The sequence below is a fragment of the Kitasatospora sp. NPDC034023 genome, assembly GCF_055575795.1.
Map to the genome: position 1 here is coordinate 1 of NZ_JBVIRY010000006.1, position 23,145 is coordinate 23,145.

Annotated in this window: 19 protein-coding genes and 1 rRNA gene; 8 read left to right on the plus strand and 12 right to left on the minus strand. The window is 73.4% G+C overall.

Features of this window, described 5'->3' with window-relative positions; genetic code table 11:
* A 5S ribosomal RNA gene (rrf, locus tag ACZ52R_RS11080) occupies nucleotides 1-91 on the plus strand; the annotation flags it as partial.
* A gap of 99 nt (nucleotides 92-190) precedes the next feature.
* On the opposite strand, the gene ACZ52R_RS11085 is transcribed toward rrf, so the two are convergent.
* On the minus strand, nucleotides 191-652 hold the full coding sequence (locus tag ACZ52R_RS11085) for a GNAT family N-acetyltransferase (protein WP_465662527.1): 462 nt from the start codon (nucleotides 650-652) through the stop codon (nucleotides 191-193).
* A 121-nt stretch (nucleotides 653-773) separates the two neighbouring features.
* Nucleotides 774-1,565 carry a VOC family protein gene (locus ACZ52R_RS11090; RefSeq protein ID WP_360503583.1) on the minus strand — a complete coding sequence of 264 codons (792 nt, stop codon included), beginning with the start codon at nucleotides 1,563-1,565 and terminating at the stop codon, nucleotides 774-776.
* 204 nt (nucleotides 1,566-1,769) lie between these two features.
* Between ACZ52R_RS11090 and recD2 the strand changes: the two genes are divergently transcribed.
* The 3 genes from recD2 to ACZ52R_RS11105 all read left to right on the plus strand — a co-directional run bounded on the left by recD2 (nucleotide 1,770) and on the right by ACZ52R_RS11105 (nucleotide 6,811).
* Nucleotides 1,770-4,001 (plus strand): SF1B family DNA helicase RecD2, encoded by a 2,232-nt coding sequence (gene recD2 / locus ACZ52R_RS11095; RefSeq protein WP_465622946.1) that lies wholly within the window; start codon nucleotides 1,770-1,772, stop codon nucleotides 3,999-4,001.
* Between the two features lie 225 nt (nucleotides 4,002-4,226).
* Nucleotides 4,227-5,516, plus strand: a complete 1,290-nt coding sequence (locus tag ACZ52R_RS11100; RefSeq protein WP_465622948.1) for a citrate synthase — start codon at nucleotides 4,227-4,229, stop codon at nucleotides 5,514-5,516.
* Between the two features lie 575 nt (nucleotides 5,517-6,091).
* Nucleotides 6,092-6,811: an SDR family NAD(P)-dependent oxidoreductase gene (locus ACZ52R_RS11105; RefSeq protein ID WP_360503574.1), complete on the plus strand. Its 720-nt coding sequence runs from the start codon at nucleotides 6,092-6,094 to the stop codon at nucleotides 6,809-6,811.
* An 87-nt stretch (nucleotides 6,812-6,898) separates the two neighbouring features.
* Here the strand turns inward: ACZ52R_RS11105 and ACZ52R_RS11110 are convergent, their stop codons facing one another.
* Nucleotides 6,899-9,184 (minus strand): heavy metal translocating P-type ATPase, encoded by a 2,286-nt coding sequence (locus ACZ52R_RS11110; RefSeq protein ID WP_465753351.1) that lies wholly within the window; start codon nucleotides 9,182-9,184, stop codon nucleotides 6,899-6,901.
* A 65-nt stretch (nucleotides 9,185-9,249) separates the two neighbouring features.
* A complete protein-coding gene (locus ACZ52R_RS11115; protein ID WP_360503569.1) occupies nucleotides 9,250-9,468 on the minus strand; it encodes a heavy-metal-associated domain-containing protein in 219 nt (72 codons plus the stop codon).
* 147 nt (nucleotides 9,469-9,615) lie between these two features.
* Between ACZ52R_RS11115 and ACZ52R_RS11120 the strand changes: the two genes are divergently transcribed.
* Nucleotides 9,616-10,788: a PP2C family protein-serine/threonine phosphatase gene (locus tag ACZ52R_RS11120; RefSeq protein WP_465622954.1), complete on the plus strand. Its 1,173-nt coding sequence runs from the start codon at nucleotides 9,616-9,618 to the stop codon at nucleotides 10,786-10,788.
* A 126-nt stretch (nucleotides 10,789-10,914) separates the two neighbouring features.
* Here ACZ52R_RS11120 and dhaL read toward each other — a convergent pair whose 3' ends face one another.
* The gene (dhaL, locus tag ACZ52R_RS11125; RefSeq protein ID WP_465753442.1) at nucleotides 10,915-11,553 is read right to left on the minus strand and encodes a dihydroxyacetone kinase subunit DhaL; all 639 of its coding nucleotides are present in this window, start codon (nucleotides 11,551-11,553) and stop codon (nucleotides 10,915-10,917) included.
* A 45-nt stretch (nucleotides 11,554-11,598) separates the two neighbouring features.
* A complete protein-coding gene (gene dhaK / locus ACZ52R_RS11130) occupies nucleotides 11,599-12,594 on the minus strand; it encodes a dihydroxyacetone kinase subunit DhaK (RefSeq protein WP_465662533.1) in 996 nt (331 codons plus the stop codon).
* A gap of 137 nt (nucleotides 12,595-12,731) precedes the next feature.
* On the opposite strand from dhaK, the gene dhaM reads away from it, so the two are divergent.
* A complete protein-coding gene (gene dhaM / locus ACZ52R_RS11135; RefSeq protein WP_360503561.1) occupies nucleotides 12,732-13,124 on the plus strand; it encodes a dihydroxyacetone kinase phosphoryl donor subunit DhaM in 393 nt (130 codons plus the stop codon).
* A 103-nt stretch (nucleotides 13,125-13,227) separates the two neighbouring features.
* Here dhaM and ACZ52R_RS11140 read toward each other — a convergent pair whose 3' ends face one another.
* The gene (locus tag ACZ52R_RS11140) at nucleotides 13,228-14,955 is read right to left on the minus strand and encodes a bifunctional 3'-5' exonuclease/DNA polymerase (protein WP_465662537.1); all 1,728 of its coding nucleotides are present in this window, start codon (nucleotides 14,953-14,955) and stop codon (nucleotides 13,228-13,230) included.
* Nucleotides 14,956-15,155: 200 nt separating this feature from the next.
* On the opposite strand from ACZ52R_RS11140, the gene ACZ52R_RS11145 reads away from it, so the two are divergent.
* Entirely contained in the window at nucleotides 15,156-17,180 is a 2,025-nt protein-coding gene (locus ACZ52R_RS11145) for a M3 family metallopeptidase (protein WP_465753352.1), read from the plus strand.
* Here the strand turns inward: ACZ52R_RS11145 and ACZ52R_RS11150 are convergent, their stop codons facing one another.
* Both ACZ52R_RS11150 and ACZ52R_RS11155 read right to left on the minus strand, forming a co-directional pair.
* Nucleotides 17,181-18,674 carry a cellulase family glycosylhydrolase gene (locus ACZ52R_RS11150; RefSeq protein ID WP_465622963.1) on the minus strand — a complete coding sequence of 498 codons (1,494 nt, stop codon included), beginning with the start codon at nucleotides 18,672-18,674 and terminating at the stop codon, nucleotides 17,181-17,183.
* A gap of 127 nt (nucleotides 18,675-18,801) precedes the next feature.
* Complete coding sequence (locus ACZ52R_RS11155) at nucleotides 18,802-19,437, minus strand: TetR/AcrR family transcriptional regulator (protein WP_465622965.1); 636 nt, start codon at nucleotides 19,435-19,437, stop codon at nucleotides 18,802-18,804.
* Between the two features lie 165 nt (nucleotides 19,438-19,602).
* On the opposite strand from ACZ52R_RS11155, the gene ACZ52R_RS11160 reads away from it, so the two are divergent.
* Nucleotides 19,603-20,829, plus strand: coding sequence for an acyl-CoA dehydrogenase family protein (locus ACZ52R_RS11160; RefSeq protein WP_360503546.1), 1,227 nt, complete (start codon nucleotides 19,603-19,605; stop codon nucleotides 20,827-20,829).
* Nucleotides 20,830-20,865: 36 nt separating this feature from the next.
* Here the strand turns inward: ACZ52R_RS11160 and ACZ52R_RS11165 are convergent, their stop codons facing one another.
* From ACZ52R_RS11165 to ACZ52R_RS11175, 3 genes are all read right to left on the minus strand, one after another.
* Nucleotides 20,866-21,468 (minus strand): hypothetical protein, encoded by a 603-nt coding sequence (locus ACZ52R_RS11165; protein WP_465622967.1) that lies wholly within the window; start codon nucleotides 21,466-21,468, stop codon nucleotides 20,866-20,868.
* Between the two features lie 132 nt (nucleotides 21,469-21,600).
* On the minus strand, nucleotides 21,601-22,410 hold the full coding sequence (locus ACZ52R_RS11170; protein ID WP_465622969.1) for an enoyl-CoA hydratase/isomerase family protein: 810 nt from the start codon (nucleotides 22,408-22,410) through the stop codon (nucleotides 21,601-21,603).
* A 35-nt stretch (nucleotides 22,411-22,445) separates the two neighbouring features.
* On the minus strand, nucleotides 22,446-23,135 hold the full coding sequence (locus ACZ52R_RS11175) for a TetR family transcriptional regulator (RefSeq protein WP_465622970.1): 690 nt from the start codon (nucleotides 23,133-23,135) through the stop codon (nucleotides 22,446-22,448).
* Between the last annotated feature and the right edge of the window lie 10 nt (nucleotides 23,136-23,145).

Sequence of the window (23,145 nt, forward strand, 5' to 3'; positions counted from 1 at the left end):
GCCCGGTTACATTCCGAACCCGGAAGCTAAGCCTTACAGCGCCGATGGTACTGCAGGGGGGACCCTGTGGGAGAGTAGGACGCCGCCGAACAATCTTTCAGAAGAACCCCCATCCGGATCCCGGATGGGGGTTCTTCGCGTTTACGGACGGTTTCCGGACGGTATTTCGGGCGATGGCTCGGGCGCCGTGTCAGACCTTCAGCTTGAAACCGACGTGCGACGGCACGAACCCGAGCCGCTCGTAGAAGCGGTGTGCGTCGGTGCGGGTGGCGTCGGAGGTGAGCTGGACGAGTTCGGCGCCGAGTTCGCGGGAGCGCTCGATGGCCCACTCGATCAGGACGGTGCCGAGTCCGCTGCCGCGTTCGTCGGCGTGGATACGGACGGCCTCGATGATCGTGCGGGTGGAGCCCTGCCGGGAGAGGCCCGGGATGAGGGTCAGTTGCAGGGTGCCGACGGTCCGGCCGGCGCGGGCGGCGACGACCAGGTGCTGGTGCGGGTCGCCGTCGATGCGGGCGAAGGCGGTGCGGTAGGCAGTGAGGTCGTCGAGGTTCTCGCGGGTGGCGCCCAGCGGGTCGTCCGCGAGCATCGCCACTATTGCCGGGAGGTCCGCCTCGGTCGCCGGGCGGATCGTCACATCGGTCGTGTCGCTCATGATCAGAGAATAGAAGCCCTCTTCTTGCCCACCCTTACGTGTCTACGCCCGTAGCACCCCCTCAGGCCCCTTCTGAGGCCCGCTCCGGGGAGGGGCGATCCGGGGGAGGGGTGAGCCGGTGTCACTCCCCGGGCTCGGCACTGGTGATGACGGCGAACACCGCGCCGTGCGGGTCGGCCAGCTGGGCGAGGCGGCCGACGCCGTGGACGTCCGTGGCGGGGATCCGCACGGTCGCGCCGAGGTTGGTGGCGATGGCGAGGCCGGCGTCCGTGTTGGGGACCTCGAAGTACGGGAGCCAGTGCGAGCTGGTGCCGGCGGCGGTCTGCTCGGGGCCGAGCTGCACGATACCGCCGTGGGCGTCGTCGGTGCCGCCGCCCGCCGGGGTGAGGACGGTGTAGCTCGTGCCTTCGAACGGGACGTCCTGCTCCTGCCAGTCGAAGACGGTGCGGTAGAAGGACTTGGCGAGCTCGGCGTCGATGCTGTGGCACTCGGCCCAGCACAGGCTGCCCTCCTGGTCGACGAGGTCCAGGCCGCGGGTGTCGTGCGGCTGCCAGACGGCGAAGTCGGCGCCGGTGGGGTCGGTGTAGCCGGCCATCCGGCCCGCCGTGAAGACGTCGAAGGGGGCGAACCGGACGCGGCCGCCGGCCTTTTCGACCAGTTCGGTGGTGCGGTCGGCGTCGAGGGTGGCGAAGTACAGCGTCCAGTCGGGCCGGGCGCCTTCCTCGGTGAGCGGGCCGAGAGCGGCGACGGTCCGGCCGTCGCGCTGGAAGAAGCCGTAGCCGCCGGCCTCGGGGCCGGCCGAGGCGAAGGTCCAGCCGAACAGGGCGGTGTAGAAGTCGACGGAGGCCCGGGTGTCGGGGCTGCTCAGGTCGAGCCAGTTCGGGGAGCCGGGGCGGAAGGCGGTGTTGAGCATGTCGGCACTGCTCCTCGGACGGGGCCGGCCCGGGCGGGGCGCGGTCGACGGCCCCCCTGCCTACTCACAGCCTGGCACCTCGGCGGAGGCGCTGCACGGCAGCCTCCGGGCGTGGATCCGCGGGCTCCGGGCTGTGGGGTTGTCGGGGCCGGGCGGTACGGTGCGTAGCGGAATGATCCACCCGTACCGGTCGAAGGGGGTCCGGTGAGCAAGCAGGCGCCGTCGGAGCAGCAGCCGCGCCAGCTCGCGCAGGTCGAGGGCGTGCTGGAGCGGATCACCTACGCCAACGAGGAGACCGGCTACACGGTGGCCCGGGTGGACACCGGCCGGGGCGGGAACGATCTGCTGACCGTGGTGGGCGCGCTGTTGGGGGCGCAGGTCGGGGAGTCGCTGCGGCTGCACGGGCGATGGGGCTCGCACCCGCAGTACGGGCGGCAGTTCACGGTGGAGAACTACACGACGGTGCTGCCGGCCACCATCCAGGGGATCCAGCGGTACCTGGGCTCGGGGCTGATCAAGGGGATCGGGCCGCGGTTCGCCGAGCGGATCGTGGAGCGTTTCGGGGTGGACACCCTGGAGGTGATCGAGACCGAGCCGGGCCGGCTGATCGAGGTGCCGGGGCTGGGGCCGAAGCGGACGAAGAAGATCGCGGCGGCCTGGGAGGAGCAGAAGGCCATCAAGGAGGTGATGGTCTTCCTGCAGGGGGTCGGGGTGTCGACCTCGCTGGCTGTGCGAATCTACAAGCAGTACGGCGACGGTTCGATCGGTGTGGTGAAGAACGAGCCCTACCGGCTGGCCGGGGACGTGTGGGGCATCGGCTTCCTGACGGCGGACCGGATCGCCCAGGCGGTGGGGATCCCGCACGACAGCCCGGAGCGGGTGAAGGCCGGGCTGCAGTACGCGCTGTCGCAGAGCAGCGACCAGGGGCACTGCTTCCTGCCGGAGGAGCGGCTGATCGCGGACGGCGTGAAGCTGCTGCAGGTGGATGTCGGGCTGGTGATCGACTGCCTGGCGGAGCTGGTGGCGACCGAGGGGGTGGTGCGCGAGTCGGTGCCGGGGGAGGGCGGCGAGTCGATCACCGCGGTGTACCTGGTGCCGTTCCACCGGGCGGAGATCTCGCTGGCCAACCAGCTGCTGCGGCTGCTGCGTTCGGGCACGGACCGGATGCCCTGGTTCGCCGGGGTGGACTGGCCGGTGGCGCTGGAGTGGCTGGCGAAGCGGACCGGGGCGGAGCTGGCGCCGGAGCAGGAGCAGTCGGTGCGGCTGGCGTTGACCGAGCGGGTCGCGGTGCTGACGGGCGGTCCGGGCTGCGGCAAGTCGTTCACGGTGAAGTCGATCGTGACGCTGGCGCTGGCGAAGCGGGCCAAGGTGGTGCTGGCGGCGCCGACCGGCCGGGCGGCGAAGCGGCTGTCGGAGCTCACCGGGATGGAGGCGTCGACGGTGCACCGGCTGCTGGAGCTGAAGCCGGGCGGGGATGCCGCGTACGACCGGGACCGGCCGCTGGACGCGGACCTGGTGGTGGTCGACGAGGCCTCGATGCTGGATCTGATCCTGGCGAACAAGCTGGTCAAGGCCGTGCCGATGGGCGCTCACCTGCTGTTCGTGGGGGACGTGGACCAGTTGCCCTCGGTGGGTGCCGGGGAGGTGCTGCGGGACCTGCTGGCGGCGGGCGGGCCGATCCCGTCGGTGCGGCTGACCAGGATCTTCCGGCAGGCGCAGCAGTCGGGCGTGGTGACCAACGCGCACCGGATCAACGAGGGCAGGCCGCCCCTGACGGAGGGTCTCGCGGACTTCTTCCTGTTCGCGGAGGACGACGCGGAGCGGGCGGCCGGGCTCACGGTGGACGTGGTGGCGCGCCGGATCCCGCAGAAGTTCGGCTTCGACCCGCGCCGGGACGTCCAGGTGCTGGCTCCGATGCACCGCGGTCCGGCGGGCGCGGGGAACCTGAACACCCTGCTGCAGGGGGCGGTGACGCCGGCCCGGGAGGGCCTGGCTGAACGCCGCTTCGGTGGCCGGACGTTCAGGGTGGGGGACAAGGTCACGCAGATCCGCAACAACTACGACAAGGGGCGGAACGGGGTCTTCAACGGCACAGTGGGAGTGGTGACCGCCCTCAGCGTGGACGACCAGCGGTTGACGGTGCTCACCGACGAGGACGAGGAGGTGGGGTACGACTTCGACGAACTGGACGAGCTGGCCCACGCGTACGCGGTGACGATCCACCGCTCGCAGGGCAGTGAGTACCCGGTGGTGGTGATTCCGGTCACCATGTCCGCCTGGACGATGCTCCAGCGGAACCTGCTCTACACCGCTGTGACCAGGGCCCGGAAACTCGTGGTGCTGGTCGGGTCACGGAAGGCGATCGGACAGGCCGTACGGGCTGTCAGTGCAGGTCGGAGGCATACCGCGCTCGATCACCGGCTGACTACTGGATGATTGTCCAGCAGGATGGTTGCCTCTAATGTTCTCTTGACGTGAAGAGATTTACGGCAGAACCTAGGCTTGTGCCGATCTTGTCCGGTTCGTACCGGCTGCGGCGGCAGGTTTTGTAGGGGTGGGCCCTTTCGGGTCACCCCGGGTGCGCGGCTGTCCTCCGGATGGGGGATCGTAGAGACAGTCAGGGCACCTTGGAAGAGGATTCATTTCGTCGGTGAGGAAGACGTGAGCGACAACTCGGTAGTACTGCGGTACCAGGACGGCGAGTACGAGTACCCCGTCGTCGAGAGCACTGCGGGCAACGCCGGCTTCGACATCTCGAAGCTGCTCCCGCAGACCGGCCTGGTCACCCTGGACAACGGCTTCGGTAACACCGCCGCGTACAAGTCCGCGATCACCTTCGTGGACGGCGACAACGGCATCCTGCGGTACCGCGGCTACCCGATCGAGCAGCTCGCCTCCCAGGGCGGCTTCATCGAGACCGCGTACCTCCTGATCAACGGCGAGCTGCCCAACGCGGACCAGCTGGCGGAGTTCAGCCGCGAGATCACCCAGCACACCCTGCTGCACGAGGACGTCAAGCGCTTCTTCCAGGGCTTCCCGCGGGACGCCCACCCGATGGCCATGCTGTCCTCGGTGGTCGGCGCGCTGTCCACGTTCTACCCGGAGAGCCACAACCCGTTCGACGCGGCCCAGCGCCACCTGTCGACGGTTCGCCTGCTCGCCAAGCTGCCGACGATCGCCGCGTACGCGTACAAGAAGGCGATGGGCCAGCCCTTCGTCTACCCGCGCAACGACCTGAGCTACGTCGAGAACCTCCTGCGGATGACCTTCGCCGTCCCCGCCGAGGACTACGAGCTCAACCCGGTCGTCGTCAACGCCCTGGACAAGCTGCTCATCCTGCACGCGGACCACGAGCAGAACTGCTCGACCTCCACCGTGCGCCTGGTCGGCTCCAGCCACGCCAACCTGTTCGCCTCGATCTCGGCCGGCATCTCGGCCCTGTGGGGCCCGCTGCACGGCGGCGCCAACCAGGCGGTCCTGGAGATGCTGGAGAGCATCCAGAAGGACGGCGGCGACGTCGACTCCTTCATCACGAAGGTGAAGAACAAGGAAGCCGGCGTCAAGCTGATGGGCTTCGGTCACCGGGTCTACAAGGCGTTCGACCCGCGTGCCGCCCAGGTCAAGCTGCTCGCGCACGAGGTCCTCGGCCAGCTCGGCAAGAGCGACGAGCTGCTGGAGATCGCGCTCAAGCTGGAGGAGCACGCCCTCAAGGACGACTTCTTCATCTCGCGCAAGCTGTACCCGAACGTGGACTTCTACACCGGCCTGATCTACCGCGCCATGGGCTTCCCGACCAGCATGTTCACCGTGCTGTTCGCCCTCGGCCGGCTGCCGGGCTGGATCGCCCACTGGCACGAGATGATCAACGACCCGACCAGCCGGATCGGCCGTCCGCGCCAGATCTACACCGGCACCGCGATCCGCGACTACGTCCCGCTCGAGGGCCGCTGACCACGCGCGCGACGACGCCGACGACGGGCTCCGGCCCGGACGGAAGCTGAAAGGGGCCCGGTTGCCGTCTGAGCGACCGGGCCCCTTCGCGTCCCCGCGCCGTACCCCCGGAGGGGGCCGCGCGAAGACGGAACCGTACGACGCACGACTCCGGGGCCGGCCGCAGCCGTGGACGGCCGCTCAAAGCGTCCCTGGCCCGCCAGAACCCCGGCGCCGTGCGCGAAGGCCGTCGAGGACGACGACCGTTCCCGGGGCCCGCCGGAGCCCCGTCGGCGGCAGCCGATGCAAGCGCGGGGACACATTGCCGTTCAGTGTGTCCTCGCCCACCGGAAAAACTGCCGCACTACCAACCTAAGACGTATCAGGGTGCGAGAAGTTACGCCCGGGGGGTGTGAGCTGCCTCTCGCCACGCTCCGTGTGCGCGTCGTACCCCGCCCATACCACACCTTCACTCGGGCGGGACGTCACCCTCCCCGCAGTCACGGCAACCGAGCGTGATAGGAATCGTGGCATTCCGGTACGGACCGTCGCGCACACTCGCAGCGCGACGGCGGAACTGGGGAGGGAGTGCGCAGATGGCCAGGAACGTCGTCGTCACCGGCGGTGGCACGGGAATCGGGTACGAAGTCGCGCGGCGGTTCGCCGAGCTGGACGACCACGTGGTGATCGTGGGCCGCCGCCGGGCGGTCCTGGAGAAGGCCGCGGCCGACCTCGGACCGAACGTCACCCCGCTGGTGTGCGACCTCGCCGACCCGGATGCCGTGGAGGACGCCCTTCGCGAACTGCCCGAGCAGATCGACGTCCTGGTCAACAACGCCGGCAGCCGGGAGACCGTCGTCGGCGGTGGGCCGCACGCCCTGCTGGCCCGCTGGCGCGGCGACTTCGAGCGCAACGTGCTGACCGTGGTGCTGCTCACCGAGTCGATCCGCGACCGGCTCACCCCCGGCTCCGGCCGCGTGGTCACCATCAGCTCCATCGCCGCCCTGCGCGGGGCCGGCTCGTACGGCGCGGCGAAGGCCTCGCTGCACGCCTGGAACCACTTCCTGGCCGCCCAGTTGGGCACCTCGGGCATCACCGCCAACATCGTCGCGCCGGGGACGGTCAGCGGCACCGAGTTCTTCGGGCCGCGGCTGGACGAGGCCGAGGTGGCCCGGCGCGCGGCCCGCACCCTGCTCGGCCGGATCGGGGAGAGCGGCGAGGTCGCGGCGGCCGTGCACTTCCTCGCCTCGCCCGAGGCCGGGTTCATCACCGGTGAGATCCTGCACTGCAACGGTGGCGAGCTGCTGGGACGTTGACGTACGGCGAGGGGCCCGGACCGACGGCGGTCCGGGCCTTCGCGTTGTGCGGGGTCAGAGTTCAGAGGGGTCGTCCCGGGTCAGGGCTCAGGCGGGTCGGAAGCGGCGCAGGCGCAGGCTGTTGGTGACCACGAAGACCGAGGAGAAGGCCATCGCGGCCCCGGCGATCATCGGGTTGAGCAGTCCGGCGGCGGCCAGCGGGATCGCCGCCACGTTGTAGCCGAAGGCCCAGCACAGGTTGCCCCTGATGGTGGCGAGGGTGCGGCGGGAGAGCCGGATGGCGTCGGCCACCGAGCGTAGGTCGCCGCGGACCAGGGTGAGGTCGCCGGCCTCGATCGCGGCGTCGGTGCCGGTGCCCATCGCCAGGCCCAGGTCGGCCTGGGCGAGCGCGGCGGCGTCGTTGACGCCGTCGCCGACCATCGCGACGACCCTGCCCTCGGCCTGCAGTCGCTCGACCGTCGCGACCTTGTCCTCGGGGAGCACCTCGGCGATCACGTCCGGTGCGGGAATGCCGATCTCGGCCGCGACCGCCTCGGCGACCGCACGGTGGTCTCCGGTCAGCAGCACCGGGCGCAGGCCCAGCGCGCGGAGCCGGGTGATCGCCTCGGCGCTGGTCGGCTTGACCGTGTCGGCGACCTCGAGGACGGCCCGGGCCTCGCCGTCCCAGCCGACCGCGACGGCGGTGCGGCCGGCCGCCTCGGCGGCGGCCTTGGCGCGGGCCAGCGGGGGCGGCAGGTGCAGCGCCCGGTCGGCGAGCAGGGCCTCGTGCCCGGCGACCACCGTGCGGCCCGCCACGACGCCCTCCACGCCCCGGCCGGGGACGGCGCGGAAGCCCTCGACCGGCGGTAGCTCGCCCGTCCGCTCGGTGGCGGCCGCGGTGATGGCGGCGGCGATCGGGTGTTCGGAGGCGTGTTCGACGGCGCCGGCCAGGCGCAGCGCCTCGGCCTCGGTGGTGGTGTCGGTGGTGTGGACGGCGAGCAGCGTCATCCGGCCGGTGGTGACGGTGCCGGTCTTGTCCAGGACGACGGTGTCCACCGCGCGGGTGGACTCCAGGACCTCGGGGCCCTTGATCAGGATCCCGAGCTGGGCGCCGCGGCCGGTGCCGACCAGCAGCGCGGTCGGGGTGGCCAGGCCCAGCGCGCAGGGGCAGGCGATGATCAGGACGGCCACGGCGGCGGTGAAGGCCTCGGTCGGGCTGTCGGTGACCAGCAGCCAGGTGACCAGGGTGGCCAGGGCGATCAGGATGACGGCGGGGACGAAGACGGCGGAGACCCGGTCGGCCAGCCGCTGGGCGGCTGCCTTGCCGTTCTGGGCCTCCTCGACCAGCCGGGCCATCCGGGCCAGCCGGGTGTCGGCGCCGACCCGGGTGGCCTCGACCACCAGGCGGCCCCCGGCGTTGACGGTGGCGCCGGTGACGGGATCGCCGACGGTGACCTCGACCGGGACGGACTCGCCGGTGAGCATCGAGGCGTCCACGGCGGAGCTGCCCTCGGCCACCACGCCGTCGGTGGCGATCTTCTCCCCGGGGCGGACCACGAAGCGCATGCCGACGGTCAGCCGGTCCACCGGCAGGCTCACCTCGCGGCCTCCTCGCAGGACCGCGACGTCCTTGGCGCCGAGGTCGAGCAGGGCGCGCAGCGCGGCGCCCGCCCGGCGCTTGGAGCGGGCCTCCAGGCAGCGGCCGAGCAGGATCAGCACGGTGACGGCGGCGGCGGTCTCCAGGTAGAGCGCGGAGGAGGGGTCGGTGTCGCCGACGGAGAGCGAGAAGTCGTGGCGCATCCCGGGCAGGCCGGCGTGGCCCCAGAACAGCGCCCAGAACGACCAGCCGAAGGCGGCCAGGGTGCCGAGCGAGACCAGGGTGTCCATGGTGGCGGCGCCGTGCTTGAGGTTGGTCCAGGCGGCGCGGTGGAACGGCAGACCGCCGTACACCACGACCGGGCCGGTGAGCGCGAAGGCCAGCCACTGCCAGTTCGTGAACTGCAGGGCCGGGACCATCGACAGCAGGACCACCGGGACGCTGAGCACGGCGCCGATCAGCAGCCGGTCGCGGAGGGGGTCGGCGGCGGGCTGCTCGGGCGCGGCGGCGGCACCGGTCGGCACGGCACCGGCCGGCGTGGGGGCGGCGGGCGCCGGGGGCGGGGGGAGCTCGGCGGTGTAGCCGGTGCGCTCGACCGTGGCGATCAGGTCCGCCACCGTGACCCCGGGGCCGTAGTCGACCCGGGCCTTCTCGGTGGCGAAGTTGACGGTCGCCTCGACGCCGTCCAGCCGGTTGAGCTTCTTCTCGATCCGGGCCGCGCAGGAGGCGCAGGTCATCCCGCCGATCGACAGCTCGACCCGGTCCCGGGCCTCGAGGTCCGGGGCGGACGTGCTCATGCGGATCAGCTCCTTGCTGGGCTTACGGCGGGGCCGCTGGTCCGGCCCCGCCGTACCTCGGTGGTTCAGGCGCTGCGGCCGACCAGCTCGTAGCCGGCCTCGTCGACGGCGGCGCGGACCTGCTCGTCCTCCAACGGCGCGGCGGAGGAGACCGTCACGGTCCCGGCCTTGGCGTCGGCGGCGACCTCGGTGACACCGGCGAGGGCGGAGAGCTCCTCGCTGATCGCCTTCTCGCAGTGGCCGCAGCTCATGCCGGACACGGTGTAGGTGATGGTGCTGGACATCGGGGCCTCCGGAAGATCGGTGCGGGTTCCTACGATGATGACACCATACCCCTGTGGGGTATTCCGTGGGGTGGCGGGGGAGGTGCATCGCATCGTAGGCGACGGGGTGGGCGGGTGGGTGTCGTGATCGTCCCTTATGTTCGATATGTGTTTCCGATCCGCCGCGCCCAGTCCCCCTCGGCTCCCAAGGCAGCCGGACTGCCGCCGGACCGGCAGCGCGGCGCCCTGCTGGCCGCCGACCTCCAGGACGTGCCGCTCTGGCGGCGCGCCGCCCCGTCGCTGCTCGCCATCCTGCTGGTCGCGCTCGCGGACTTCCTCTCCGGCAAGGACCGCTACCTCGCCCCGCTGATGACCGTCGTGCCGGCCATCGCGGCACTGACCCTGCGGCCCCGCGAGCTGCTCGCGGTCTGCTCGCTCGGGCTGCTCGCGGTGTTCGGGCTCAGCCACTACGACGAGGTCGACAACATCAACGACGCGCGTTTCCTCTACGGCGCGATGGTCAGCTACCTGGTGCTGACGCTGTTCTCGGCCTGGGTCGCCAAGATCCGGATGCGGCGCGCGGCGGCCTTCGCGGCCGTCAGCTCCGTCGCCGAGGCCGCCCAGCGGGCACTGCTCCGGCTGCCCGGACCGGTCGTCGGACCGCTGCGGCTGGCCGTCCGGTACGTGTCGGCGGCGGACGCCTCGCGGATCGGCGGGGACCTGTACTCGGTCCTGGAGACACCGCACGGGACCCGGGTCGCGGTCGGCGACGTCCGGGGCAAGGGGCTCGCGGCGGTGCAGACCGCGGCCGTGGTGCTGGGCGCGTTCCGCGAGGCCGCGTACGACGAGGCCGAGCTGCGGGGCGTCGCCGCGCGGATCGAGGCCAGCGTCGAACGGCACGTGCCGGCCGGGGAGTTCACCACGGCGCTGTTCGCGGAATTCCGCACGCCCGGGGCGATGGAACTGCTGCAGTACGGGCACGTGCCGCCGATCCGGGTCGACGGCGACGGACGGGCCCACGTCCTGGACGCGCCCGACCCGTGGGTGCCGCTGGGCCTCGGCCGACTGGCCACCGGGGAACCGACCACCTGGGGGCAGCCGTTCGGGCCGGAGGACGTGCTGGTGCTCTGCACGGACGGGGTGATCGAGGCGCGCCACCGGACGAGCGGGGAGTTCTATCCGCTGGCGGAGCGGGTCGGGGCGCTGGTGCGGGGAGCCGCGCGCTCGGCGGGGGAGCTGGAGGCGGCGGTGGGGCGGGTGTACGGGGACCTGATGGCGCACACCGGCGGGGACCTGCGGGACGACGCGTTGTTGCTGCTGATCGCGCGGACGGACGGTTGATCGGCGGCCGGCGGCCGGCGGCCGGGGTTCGGGGGGGCGTGGTGCGGGCGGGGGTCTGGTCGGGGCGAGGTTCCCCGCGCCCCGGTCGGGGCGCGGGGAGAAGAGGGGCGAGGGGGTGGGTGGGGCTCAGGCGTGGGCGATGGTGTCGGTGAGGGTGTCGGCGAGGGCGCGGAAGATGAGGGCGGTGGAGGTGGCGCCGGGGTCCTGGTGGCCGATGCTGCGTTCGCCGAGGTAGGAGGCGCGGCCCTTGCGGGCCTGGAGGGGGACGGTGTCGCGGGCGCCCTGTTCGGCGGCGTCGGCGGCCGCGCCGGCGGCCTCGGGGAGGGTGGCGCCCTTGGCGGCCGCGGCGCGGAAGGCGGCGACGGCCGGGGTCCAGGCGTCCACGATGGTCTTGTCCCCGGGTTCGGCCTTGCCGAGGAGGCGGACGGCGTCCAGCCCGGCGGACAGTGCCTCGGCGAGGGCGGCCGGGTCGGCGGGCCCGGGCAGGGCGGCGCCGATGGCGCGGAAGGCCTTGCCGTAGAGCGGGCCGGAGGCGCCGCCGACCTTGGAGATGAGCGTGGTGCCGGTCTTGGTGAGGACGGCGCCGGGCCCGGCCGGCCGGAGGCCGTCGAGAGCGGTGAGGGCGGCCGCGAAGCCGCGCCGGAGGTTGCTGCCGTGGTCGCCGTCGCCGATCGCCGAGTCCAGCTCGGTGAGCCGGGACTGCTCCTTCTCGACGGCCGCGGCGATCCCGCGGATCCAGGCCTCGGCCGGCGTGGTGTCGAACATCGGGGTGCCGGACATCGGGGTGTCGGGGTCCATCGCGGATCCTCCTCAGGCCCGCTTGAGGGCGGGGGTGTCGACCGGGGCGTCCCAGAGCTCCAGCAACTGGGTGTCGGCCTTGGTCAGGGTGAGCGAGAAGCCCGCCATGTCGAGGCTGGTCACGTAGTTGCCGACCAGGCTGCGGGCCACCGTGATGCCGCGCTCGGCGAGCCGGGCGGCGACCTCCCCGTAGACCACGTACAGCTCCAGCAGCGGGGTGGCGCCCAGGCCGTTGAGGAGCGCGATCACCTCGTCGCCCGGGGTCAGGTGGTGGTCGGCCAGGATGGTCTCGACGACCTCGGCGGCCAGCTCGCGGGCCGGGCGGAGCCTCTCCCGGCGCCGGCCGGGTTCGCCGTGGATGCCGACGCCGACCTCGATCTCGTCCTCGGGCAGGTCGAAGCCGGGCTTGCCGGCGGCCGGGACGGTGGCGGCGGTGAGCGCGATCGCGAAGGAGCGGGAGGCGGCGTTGACCCGTTCACCCAGGGCGGCCACCTCGTCCAGCGGGGCGCCGCGCTCGGCCAGTGCGCCGGCGGTCTTCTCGACCAGCACGGTGGCGCCGGTGCCGCGGCGGCCGGCCGTCCAGGTGGAGTCCTCGACCGCGACGTCGTCGTTGACCAGGACGGTGCGGACCTCCAGGCCCTCCTCGGCGGCCAGTTCGGCGGCGAGCTCGAAGTTCATCACGTCGCCGGTGTAGTTCTTCACGACGAAGACGACGCCGGCGCCGTTCTCCACCGCTTTGGCGGCGGCCAGCATCTGGTCCGGAACGGGGGACGTGAACACCTCGCCCGGGCAGGCGGCGTCGAGCATGCCGGGGCCGACGAAGCCGCCGTGCAGCGGCTCGTGGCCGGAGCCGCCACCGGAGATCAGCGCGACCTTGGGCCCGGCCGGGCGGGCGGCCCGGGTGATCACCCGGTTCGGGATGTCCACCGTCAGCTCCGGATGGGCGGCGGCGAAGCCGGCCAGGGCGTCCTCCAGGACGCTCTCCGGGGTGTTGATCAGCTTCTTCAACGCTCTTCGCTCCCTTGGTGAGGACGCAACAGCCTGCCCCGACGCTACGCCAGACGGGGGTGGTGGGCACGGGGTGCGACACGCACGATTCCGGTCACTCTCCCGGAGCAGTGGGACCGGACCGTAGGGTCGACGGCATGAGCGAAAACGTGGGCATTGTTCTGGTCTCGCACAGCGCCCGGCTCGCGGACGGGCTGCGCGAGCTGCTCGGCGAACTCGCCCCGGACGGCGTACGGGTGGTGGTCGCGGGCGGGACGGAGGACGGCGGGCTCGGCACCAGCTACGAGCTGATCGCCGGGGCGATCGCGCGGGCGGACGGCGGGGCGGGCGTGGTCGTGCTGCCGGACCTCGGCAGCTCGGTGCTCACCGCCGTCACGGTGCTGGAGGACGAGCCGCGCCCGGGCGTGAAGCTGGTGGACGCGCCGTTCGTGGAGGGCGCGGTGGCCGCCGCCGTCACCGCCTCGACCGGGGCGGGGCTGGCCGAGGTGGTCGCGGCGGCCGAGGACGCGCGGGGATTCCGGAAGCTCTGATCCCGCAAGCCCTGATCCCGGAAGCCCTGATCCCGCAAGCCCTGATCCCGGCCGCGGTGGCGCTGCTCGGCGTCGGCTACCGGCGTCGGCTGCTCGGCGTCGGCTACTTGGCGTCGGCGTAGCAGTCCACCACCGCCGTGGTGAGCGGGAAGCGCACCGGGGTGTCGCCGAACACCAGGCGGCGGGCCTCGTCGGCGGCCTCGGCGACGGCGGCGGCCACCTCGTCGGCCAGGTTGGCCGGGGTGTGCACCACCACCTCGTCGTGCTGGAAGAACACCAGGTGCGGGCGGTCCGCCGGGCCGGCCGCCGGCAGTTCGGCCAGCCGCCGGCGCAGCGCCGCGAGCAGGGCGAGGGCCCAGTCGGCGGCGCTGGCCTGGATGACGAAGTTGCGGGTGAAGCGGCCGCGGGCGCGGGCCGTGCGGCCGCCGGCCTCGCCCGCCGTGTCGGCCTCGGTGAGGTCGAGGAAGTCGGCGGAGGCCGGCGGGCAGACCCGGCCCAGCCGGGAGGCGACCACGCCGCCGTCCTCGCCGGTGCGGGCGGCGGCCTCGACGTAGCCCATCGCGGCCGGGTAGCGGCGGCGCAGGGTGTTCAGCAGCGGGCCGATGTCGCCGCTGGTCTGCCCGTACATGGCGCCGAGCAGGCCGAGCTTGGCCTTCTCCCGGTCGCCCTGGAAGGCGGTGGCGGCGAGCGCCTCGTACAGGTCGCCGCCGGCCGCGGTGCGGGCCAGCCCGGCGTCCTGGGAGAGCGCGGCGAGCACCCGGGGCTCCAGCTGGGCGGCGTCGGCGACCACCAGCAGCCAGCCCGGGTCGGCGACCACGGCCCGGCGCAGGATGCGCGGGATCTGCAGGGCGCCGCCGCCGCGGCTGGCCCAGCGGCCGGAGACCACGCCGCCGACCACGTACTCGGGCCGGAAGCGGCCGCCGCGGACCCAGGCATCCTGCCAGGCCCAGCCGTGCGCGACGTGGATCCGGGAGAGCTCCTTGTAGCGGATGAGCAGCTGGGCGGCCGGGTGGTCGATGCCCTTGAGCTCCCAGGAGCGGGTGGAGCCGAGCTGGATGCCCGCGTCGGCGAAGGCGCGCAGCACCTGGGTGTGCGAGTCGGGGTTGAACGGTTTGCCGCCGAGGGCCTGCTGGAGTTCGGCGGCGAGGTCGGCGAGCAGCCGCGGCTGGGTGCCGGGGACGGTCGGGCGGGGGCCGAGGAGTTCGGTCAGCAGCCGGTCGTGGACGTCGGTGCGCCAGGGCAGGCCGTCGTGCGCGATCTCGGCGGCCACCAGGGCGCCGGCCGATTCGGCGGCGACCAGCAGCCGGAACCGCTGCCGGGCGCCCGGGTCGGCGATCGCGGCGATCCGGCGCTGCTGCTCCGCGTGGACGGCGACCACGGCGGCCAACGGGTCGGCGCCGGGCGGAAGTTGCAGCCGGTCGGGGGCGAACAGGGTGTCCTGGCCGCCGTCGGCCTCGGCCAGGCCGGGCTCGGGCAGGTCCGCCGGGACGGGCAGGCCGCGCAGCCGGGACCAGGCGGCGCCGAGCGAGCGGGGCGCGCCGAACCTGCCCTCGTGCGCCAGCAGCAGGGCCTCGACCAGCCGCAGGTCGTGGCAGCGGGCGAGCCGGTCGGGCAGGCGCGCCAGCAGCGGGGCGTACGCGGAGTCGGCGGCGGCCCAGACCCAGCGGGGCCCCGGCGGACGATCGCTCCCGGCGGCCTCCCGGGCGGCGACCGCGGCGGCGAGGTCGCGGACGGTCTCGGGCGGGCCGAGCGGGGCGCCCGCGTCGTCCAGCGGCTGGAGCCGGCCGCCGGGGCCGTGCGGGTCGGGCGCGAGGGCGGTCCTGGGTGCCACGGGGGCTGCTCCTCTCCGGCGCGCGGTGGGGCGTGCGGGTACGGGCACGGGTGTGCGGGCCTACGGATGTGCGGCTTACGGGTGTGCGGGCTTGCGGCCGCACGGACCACAAGGCTGCTGAGCTGACGTTAACGGGTGGGTACGACAACGGGTGGAGGGCCGCATAGGCAGGGTGGGTGACACCGCGTAGGGTCGGCGAAATGACCGAGAACCCGTTCTTCCAGCCCAGCACGCTGGACTACGAGCTGCCCCCCTTCGCGGAGATCCGGGAGGAGCACTACCTGCCCGCCTACGAGCGCGGGATGGCCGAGCAGCTGGCCGAGATCGCGGCGATCACCGCCGACCGGAGCCTGCCGACCTTCGAGAACACCCTGGTGGCCCTGGAACGTTCCGGGGAACTGCTCCGCCGGGTGGACGCGGTGTTCCGCAACCAGTCCTCCTCCGACACCACCGACCTGCTGGACGAGGTGGACGCCGAGGTCAGCCCGCTGCTCGCCGTCCACCACGACGCGATCCACCTGGACCGCGCGCTGTTCGCCCGGGTCGAGGCGCTGTACGGGACCCGCGCCGAGCTCGGCCTGGACCCGGAGTCGCTGCGGCTGCTGGAGCGCTGGTACACGAGCTTCGAGCGCTCCGGCGCGCGGCTGGGCGAGGCCGAGCAGGCCCGGCTGCGTGAGCTGAACGCCGAACTCGCCGCGCTGGGCACCACGTTCCAGCAGAACGTGAACGCCGCGAACCGGGCCAACGCGCTGGTCCTGGACTCGGCGGAGGAGCTGGCCGGGCTGTCCGAGGGCGCGATCGCCGGCGCCGCGGAGAACGCCCGGGTGCTCGGCCGCGAGGGCACGTTCGTGCTGAGCCTGCAGAACACCTCCGGCCAGCCCGTGCTGTCCCAGCTCACCGACCGCTCGGTGCGCGAGCGGCTGCTCGCCGCCTCGCTCGGCCGGGGCATCGAGGCCAACGGCCCGATCGCGATCCGGATGGCGGCGATGCGCGCCGAGCGGGCCGCGCTGCTGGGGCACCCGAGCCACGCCGCGTACGTGGTGGCGGACGAGACGGCCGGCACGGTCGAGGCGGTCTCCGCCCTGCTGGCCCGCCTGGTCGGTCCGGCCGTGGCCAACGCCCGCCGGGAGGCCGTGGAGCTGGCCCAGGCGGCGGCCGAGGACGGGATCGAGGAGATCGCCGCGCACGACTGGGCGTACTACTCGGAGAAGGTCCGGCAGAACTCCTTCAAGGTGGACGCGGCGGTGCTGCGCCCGTACTTCGAGCTGGAGCGGGTGCTGCGCGACGGCGTGTTCTTCGCGGCGCGGCTGGCATACGGGCTGAGCTTCACCGAGCGGCCGGACCTGACGGCCCACCACCCGGACGCGCGGGTCTACGAGGTGTTCGAGGAGGACGGCACCCCGCTGGGCCTGTTCATCGGGGACTTCCACGCCCGGGCGTCCAAGCGCGGCGGGGCCTGGATGGACTCGCTGGTCGAGCAGTCCGGGCTGACCGGGCAGCGGCCGGTGGTGCTGAACAACCTCAACATCCCGCGCCCGGCGCCCGGCGAGCCGGTGCTGATGTCCTGGGACGAGGTGCGCACGCTCTTCCACGAGTTCGGGCACGCGCTGCACGGGCTGTTCTCGGACGTGCGGTACCGGCGGTTCTCGGGCACCTCGGTGCCGCGGGACTTCGTGGAGTTCCCGTCGCAGGTCAACGAGATGTGGATGGTCCGGCCGGAGGTACTGGCCAACTACGCCCGCCACCACGAGACCGGGGAGCCGCTGCCCGCCGAGCTGGTCGAGCGGATGGTGGCGGCCGAGGGCTTCGGGCAGGGCTTCCGGACGGTGGAGTACCTGGCGGCCACGCTGCTGGACTGGGCCTGGCACACCGTGCCGCAGGGCGCGGAGATCGCGGACGCCGAGGAGTTCGAGGCCCGGGCGCTCGCGGCCGCCGGGGTCGCGGTGGACGCCATCCCGCCGCGCTACCGGACGGCGTACTTCCAGCACATCTTCGCCAGCGGCTACAGCGCGGCGTACTACGCCTACATCTGGTCGGAGGTGCTGGACGCCGACACCGTGCAGTGGTTCGAGGGCAACGGGCGGTCGGTGCGGGAGAGCGGCGAGCTGTTCCGGCGCGAGCTGCTGGCGCGCGGGTTCGGCCGGGACCCGCTGGAATCCTTCCGCGCGGTGGTCGGCCGGGCGCCGGAGACCGGACCGCTGCTGGCCCGCCGGGGGCTGGCCTGATCACTTCGGGCTGAGCGTGACCGCCACGGCGGTGCCCGGTCGGGCGTGCGGGAGCCGGATCCGTACGGTTCCCGCGTGTCCGGCCGTGGGCTGCTCGACCTCGACGTGGGCATCGGCGGGGGAGACCGCCACGCTCGCGCCGTGCGGGAACGCGGCGGGCGGCAGGACGAGTTCGCTGCCGCGCCCGGTGCCGTCGGCGCTCCAGCGCACGGTCCCGCCGTCGGTGCGGACGCCGGTGCCGGCCACGGCGGCCGGGTACGGGCCGAAGGCGGGCTCGTCGCCGGGGGCGGGGAGCCCGGCCGGGTCGAGCGCGCAGTAGCCGCCGGTGCCCCGGCACCAGTACCACATGGTCCAGCCCTCGGCGAAGCCGTCCATCGCGGCGACCTGCCGGCGGACCAGCAGGCGGTTGCCCGGCGTACGGGAGTTCGGCGGCCCCCACTCGCCGACCAGCACCGGCAGGCGGTGGGCGGCGGGGTAGGCGGTGATCGCGGCGGTGTACTGCTCGACGAAGCCGTCGGACGGGTCCCAGTCGGCGCCGTTCTCGACGGCGGTGTCGTAGAAGTGCGGCGCGTAGCCGAGCCGGGGTGCGCCGGGGCGCGGGTCGGTGAAGCCGGGCAGTCGCGTCGGCACGCCCTGGCCGACCAGGACCGTCGGCTCCACGAACAGCCAGGCGCGGGTGTCGGCCCGGCGCACGGCGGCGATCAGGCGGCGGTACATGTCGGCGAGCCGCCCCTGTTCCAGGGCGGCGGAGGCGGCGGCCAGCACTGCCGGGTCGGTCGGGTCGCCGTCCACCGGGCCGAACGGCTCGTTGAACAGGTCGTACCCCAACAGCGAGCGGTGGCCGCGCAGTTCGCGGGCGAGCCGGGTGTAGAAGTCGGCCTGCCAGGCGCGCAGGTCGGGGTCGTCGTAGAGGTGGCGGAAGGCGGCCTGGACGGCGGGCTGGAAGTAGCCGGCGAACCAGTCGTCCGGGTCCGGGGTGAAGGGCAGGCCGTCGTCCCGGGTGGCCCAGACCGGGATGCCGTTGGTGCCGCCGCCGAACTCCGGTCCGTAGACGTCCTGGTGGAAGTCGATCAGGACGAGCAGGCCCAGGCGGTCGGCCCGGCCGAGGAGTTGCTGCAGGCGGTGCAGTTCGGTGGGGTCGAGCGTGCCGCGCCGGGGCTCCAGCCTGGTCCAGGAGACCGGCAGCCGGACGAGCGTGAAGCCCTGGGTGGCGACGGCTTCGAGGTCGGCCTCGGTGGCCTCGGCGTACTTGTCGAGGTTGAAGCCGCGCAGCTGGAGCCGGCGGCCCCGGGCGTCGGTGAGGGCGGTGCGGCCGTCCGGGCCGGTGGCCGTGCCGGTGGGGAAGCGTGCCGCCGGAGCGCCGTAATCCGCGGCGCCGTAGTCCGGGGCGCCGTAATCCGCGGTGCCGTAATCCGGGGCGCCCTGGGCAGGGGCGGCGTTCAGGGCGGCGGTGACGGCGAGCAGCAGGGCGACGGCGGTGCGGCGCAGGCGCATCGGGGACCTCGCACGGCGGGGGGGTGGGGGCCCGATGATGCCCCTGGTGCCGCCTGCCGCACAAGGGTCGTGCGCGCAGCGGCCGTTCGGCCGGAGGAGCGCTCGGGGGCCTTCGGCCAGCGGGAGTTCAGTCGGCCGCCGGGGCCGCCGGCTCGACGAGGGCGGTCGGCAGGACGGCGGTCGGCAGGTCCGCGGCGGCGGCCAGACGGCCCCAGAGCAGATCGGCCAGTGCCTGCACCATCCGGGTGCGCGAGCAGGGCTTGGTCTCCAGCCACCAGTCCCCGGCGGCCAGCACCATGCCGGTGATGCCCCGGCCCCAGGCCTCGGCGAGCAGGTCGCGGTCGGCGCCGAGGTCGACCTGGCTCTGCACGGCCCGGGTGATCTCCTCGGCGATCTGCCTGAGCGCGGGGGCGAGCGCGTTGCCGGCGCCGCTCGGGTCGCCCGGCTCGGGGTGGGTGAGCAGCCGGTAGACCTGGGGGCGGGCCTCGATCCCGGCGAGGTAGGTGTCCAGCACGTGCTCGACCCGGTCGCGGCGCTCCAGCGGCTCGGCGAGGGCGGCCCGGACGGCGGCCAGCAGACCCCCGGTGTGGCGCTCGGTGAGGGCTCTGATCAGGCCGTTCCGGTCGCCGAAGTGTCGGTAGAGGATCGGCTTGGTGATGCCGGCCTCGGCGGCGATGGTGTTCATGCTGGCGCCCGGTCCCTCGCGCTGGATGACCCGGTCGGCGGCGTTGAGCAGCTGCTCGCGGCGGGGCTCTCGGGACATGCGCTGCTCCTCGGAGTTGGGGGGCTGACTCGGCATCGGCACCGGTCAGGGGTGTTGACCCCGGGTACGGGCGTTGACACCGGTTACCAATCAGTAGCAGACTCCGACGATGTTACCCGAGGTAACACCCCGGTCGGCCGCACACGTCTTCGGAGGCAAGTACCCATGAGCAGCACGTTCTCGCTGGACCCGGGCGCGGACCAGCTCGCCGTACGCGACTGGCTGCACGGCTTCGCCGCCGACGTGATGCGCCCGGCCGCGGCCGAGTGGGACGAGCGCGAGGAGACCCCCTGGCCGATCATCCAGGAGGCCGCCAAGCTGGGCATCTACTCGCTGGACTTCTACGCCCAGCAGTACTTCGACCCCTCCGGCGTCGGCATCCCGATCGCCATGGAGGAGCTGTTCTGGGGCGACGCGGGCCTCGGGCTGTCCATCGTCGGCACCACGCTGGCCGCCGTCGCGGTGCTGGCCAACGGTACCGACGAGCAGATCGGCACCTGGACCCCGCAGATGTTCGGCACCCCGGACGACCTCAAGGTGGCCGCCTTCTGCTCCTCCGAGCCGGACGCCGGCTCCGACGTCTCCGCGCTGCGCACCCGGGCGGTGTACGACCAGGCCAAGGACGAGTGGGTGCTCAACGGCACCAAGACCTGGGCCACCAACGGCGGGATCGCCGCCGTCCACGTCGTGGTCGCCACCGTCGACCCGGAGCTCGGCGCCAAGGGGCAGGCCTCCTTCGTCGTCCCGCCGGGCACGCCCGGGCTGAGCCAGGGCCAGAAGTTCAAGAAGCACGGCATCCGGGCCTCACACACCGCCGAGGTGGTGCTGGACGGTGTCCGGGTGCCCGGCAGCTGCCTGCTCGGCGGCAAGGAGAAGCTGGACGAGCGGCTGGCCCGGGCCCGCGAGGGCGTCAAGCGCCCGGGCGGCCGGGGCAACGCGGCGATGGCCACCTTCGAGGCCTCCCGCCCGGCGGTCGGCGCGCAGGCGATCGGCATCGCCCGGGCCGCGTACGAGGTGGCGCTGGACTACGCGAAGACGCGGGAGCAGTTCGGCCGCCCGATCATCGACAACCAGGGTGTGGCCTTCCAGCTCGCCGACATGAAGACCCGGATCGACGCGGCCCGGCTGCTGGTGTGGCGGGCGTCCTGGATGGCGGTCACCAACCAGCCGTTCACCGCGGCCGAGGGCTCGATGTCCAAGCTGTACGCGGGCGAGACGGCCAAGTACGTCACGGCGCAGGCGATGCAGATCCTCGGCGGCAACGGCTTCACCCGGGAGTACCCGGTGGAGCGGATGCACCGGGACAGCGCGATCTACTCGATCTTCGAGGGGACCAGCGAGATCCAGCGGCTGGTGATCGCCCGGGCGATCTCGGGGATGCCGATCCGCTGAGCGGCCGTGCCTGACGGCCGTGCCGAACGGCCGGGACTACCGGGCGAGCCAGAAGGTGAGCCCGGCGGTCAGGGCGCCCACCACCGCGCCGACGACGGTCTGCGCGGTGGTGTGGTCCCGCAGCACCACCCGCGACCAGCCGACCGCCCCGACCAGCGGGTAGAGCAGCAGCCAGAGCTGGCCGAGCGCGATGCCGAGGCAGACCACCGCGCCGCTGAGGACGGCGGTGTGCACGGAGACCTTCCACCAGACGGTGATCACCAGGATCGGGATCAGCGAGGCGAACATCGCCAGCACCATCGCGGTCAGGTCGGCCGGGGCGTCCAGCCGGATCATCACCGCGAAGCTGGTCAGCACGGAGCCCATGATGAACGGGAGGACGGTCAGCCGGCGCTGCCGGTGGCCGACGTGGCGGTCCTCCACGGTGCCCTTGCGGATGCCGCGTCGGATGAACAGGGTCGGGATGACGGCCGCGAACAGGGCGGCGAAGGCCGCCCAGCCGAGGCCCGGCCAGCCGTGGCGCAGGCCGCCCATCAGCGGCAGCACCGCGATGATCACGTTCTTCGGCTCGACGCCGTCGGTGATCCGGCGGGCCCAGGTCGTCCGGCTCGTGGTGGCGGCCGTGGCCTCGGTGGTCATCGGGGTGCTGCTCCGGTGGTGAAGGGGGCGGGACGGGCCGCCGGTCGGCGGTGCCGGCGGGATGATCGTATGTGTCTCGCTGCCGCGCCCGCCGCCGGGCCGACTGCCGCACCCGCCGCCGGGCCGGCCGGCTCAGAAGCGGGCCGGGCGGCCCTCCAGGAAGGCGGCGAGGCCCTCGTGCACGTCCGAGGCCTCGCGGGAGCGGCGCTCCCAGGGGGCCAGCGCCTCGGCCGCCCGCTCCGGCGGGACGGCCAGGGCGGCCTTCACGGCGCCGATGGTCTGCGGCGAGCGGCGGGTCAGCACATGGGCGAAGTCCAGTGCGGCGGCGTCGAGTTCGGCGTCCGGCAGGACGCGTTCGGCGAGGCCCAGCGGCAGTGCGTCCCGGCCCGGCACCAACTCGCCGGAGAACAGCAGGTACTTGGCGCGGGCCGGGCCGACCAGCCGGGCCAGCCGCAGGGTCGGCACCGCCGGGTAGACCACGCCGAGCTTGGCCGGGGTGATCCCCAGCCGGGCGTCCTCGGCGACGAAGCGCAGGTCGCAGGCGACGGCCAGCTGGCAGCCGCCGCCCACGCAGGCGCCGTGCACCACGGCGATCGTCGGGTGCGGGAAGGCCGCCAGCGCCTCCTCGGCGGCGACGTTGACCGCGTGGTAGGCGTCCGCGCGCTCCGGATCGCCGTACACCTCGGCGAGTTCGCCGATGTCGGCGCCCGCGCTGAAGGTATTGCCGGCGCCGGTGAGCAGCAGGGCGCGCACGCCCTCGTGCCCGGCGAGCTGTTCCAGCACCTTGGGCAGGGCCGCCCAGATCGCCAGGGTCACCGCGTTGCGGCGGTGCGGGCGGGCGAACTCCAGCACCGCGACGCCGTCCTCGCCGACGTACGCGTTGAGGCCCTCGGCCTGGGCGGGCAGGGCGGAGCGGTCCCGCGTGAGCAGCGGCTGGTCCATGCGCACCTCCGGTCGGTCGTGGTGCGCCCACTCTGTCAGGCGGTACCGGCGCAGTAGTCCCCGAGGCCCCGTTCGACCAGGGCGAAGGCGCGGCGGGCCGCGTCGAGCGCGGCGGGCAGGGCGTCTTCGGCGCGTTCGCCGGTCAGCATCCGGCGCTGGTTGCGGCCGGTCAGGGTGAGCCGGGCGGCCATCAGCTGGGCGGCGGCGAGCTGGGCGGTCAGCTCGTCGTGGGCCGGGTCCTGGGCGAGCAGCTCGGCGGCCAGCAGGGCCTGTGCCTGGTGGTCGAAGCCGGCGGTGGTGCGCATCAGCAGGGCCGGGGTGCGGTGGATCAGCCGGACCACGTCGAGCACGACCTGTTGGTCGCTCAGGCCGGTCGCCGGGTCGAACACCGCGAGCGCCGACAGGAACTGTTCGCGCAGTGCCGCCACCGCCGAGGTGCCCGGGGCGCGTTCGCGCACCACCCGGGCTGGCTCGTCGAGGTGGTGCTCCATCGGGCCCAGGACCAGGTCTTCCTTGGACGGGAAGTAGTTGAAGACGGTCATCTTGGACACCTCGGAGGCGGCCGCGATCTCGGCCACGGAGACCTGGTCGAAGCCCCGTTCGGCGAACAGTGTGACGGCGGTGCGCCAGATCCGCCGGGCGGTCCGGATCTTCTTCCGCTCGCGCAGGGGGAGTGCGTCGAGGTCGAGGTCGAGGCCGACGTCCGTGCCGGTGCGCGTCTCCATGGGGGAACTG

Bases quoted from the DNA above. Each gene is read 5' to 3' on its own strand.
- ACZ52R_RS11175 (WP_465622970.1), bottom strand. From the start codon at position 23,135: ATGGAGACGCGCACCGGCACGGACGTCGGCCTCGACCTCGACCTCGAC.
- ACZ52R_RS11165 (WP_465622967.1), bottom strand. From the start codon at position 21,468: ATGACCACCGAGGCCACGGCCGCCACCACGAGCCGGACGACCTGGGCC.
- ACZ52R_RS11150 (WP_465622963.1), bottom strand. From the start codon at position 18,674: ATGCGCCTGCGCCGCACCGCCGTCGCCCTGCTGCTCGCCGTCACCGCC.
- ACZ52R_RS11160 (WP_360503546.1), top strand. From the start codon at position 19,603: ATGAGCAGCACGTTCTCGCTGGACCCGGGCGCGGACCAGCTCGCCGTA.
- dhaL (WP_465753442.1), bottom strand. From the start codon at position 11,553: ATGTTCGACACCACGCCGGCCGAGGCCTGGATCCGCGGGATCGCCGCG.
- ACZ52R_RS11090 (WP_360503583.1), bottom strand. From the start codon at position 1,565: ATGCTCAACACCGCCTTCCGCCCCGGCTCCCCGAACTGGCTCGACCTG.
- ACZ52R_RS11145 (WP_465753352.1), top strand. From the start codon at position 15,156: ATGACCGAGAACCCGTTCTTCCAGCCCAGCACGCTGGACTACGAGCTG.
- ACZ52R_RS11155 (WP_465622965.1), bottom strand. From the start codon at position 19,437: ATGTCCCGAGAGCCCCGCCGCGAGCAGCTGCTCAACGCCGCCGACCGG.
- ACZ52R_RS11110 (WP_465753351.1), bottom strand. From the start codon at position 9,184: ATGAGCACGTCCGCCCCGGACCTCGAGGCCCGGGACCGGGTCGAGCTG.
- ACZ52R_RS11085 (WP_465662527.1), bottom strand. From the start codon at position 652: ATGAGCGACACGACCGATGTGACGATCCGCCCGGCGACCGAGGCGGAC.
- ACZ52R_RS11170 (WP_465622969.1), bottom strand. From the start codon at position 22,410: ATGGACCAGCCGCTGCTCACGCGGGACCGCTCCGCCCTGCCCGCCCAG.
- ACZ52R_RS11105 (WP_360503574.1), top strand. From the start codon at position 6,092: ATGGCCAGGAACGTCGTCGTCACCGGCGGTGGCACGGGAATCGGGTAC.
- ACZ52R_RS11115 (WP_360503569.1), bottom strand. From the start codon at position 9,468: ATGTCCAGCACCATCACCTACACCGTGTCCGGCATGAGCTGCGGCCAC.
- dhaM (WP_360503561.1), top strand. From the start codon at position 12,732: ATGAGCGAAAACGTGGGCATTGTTCTGGTCTCGCACAGCGCCCGGCTC.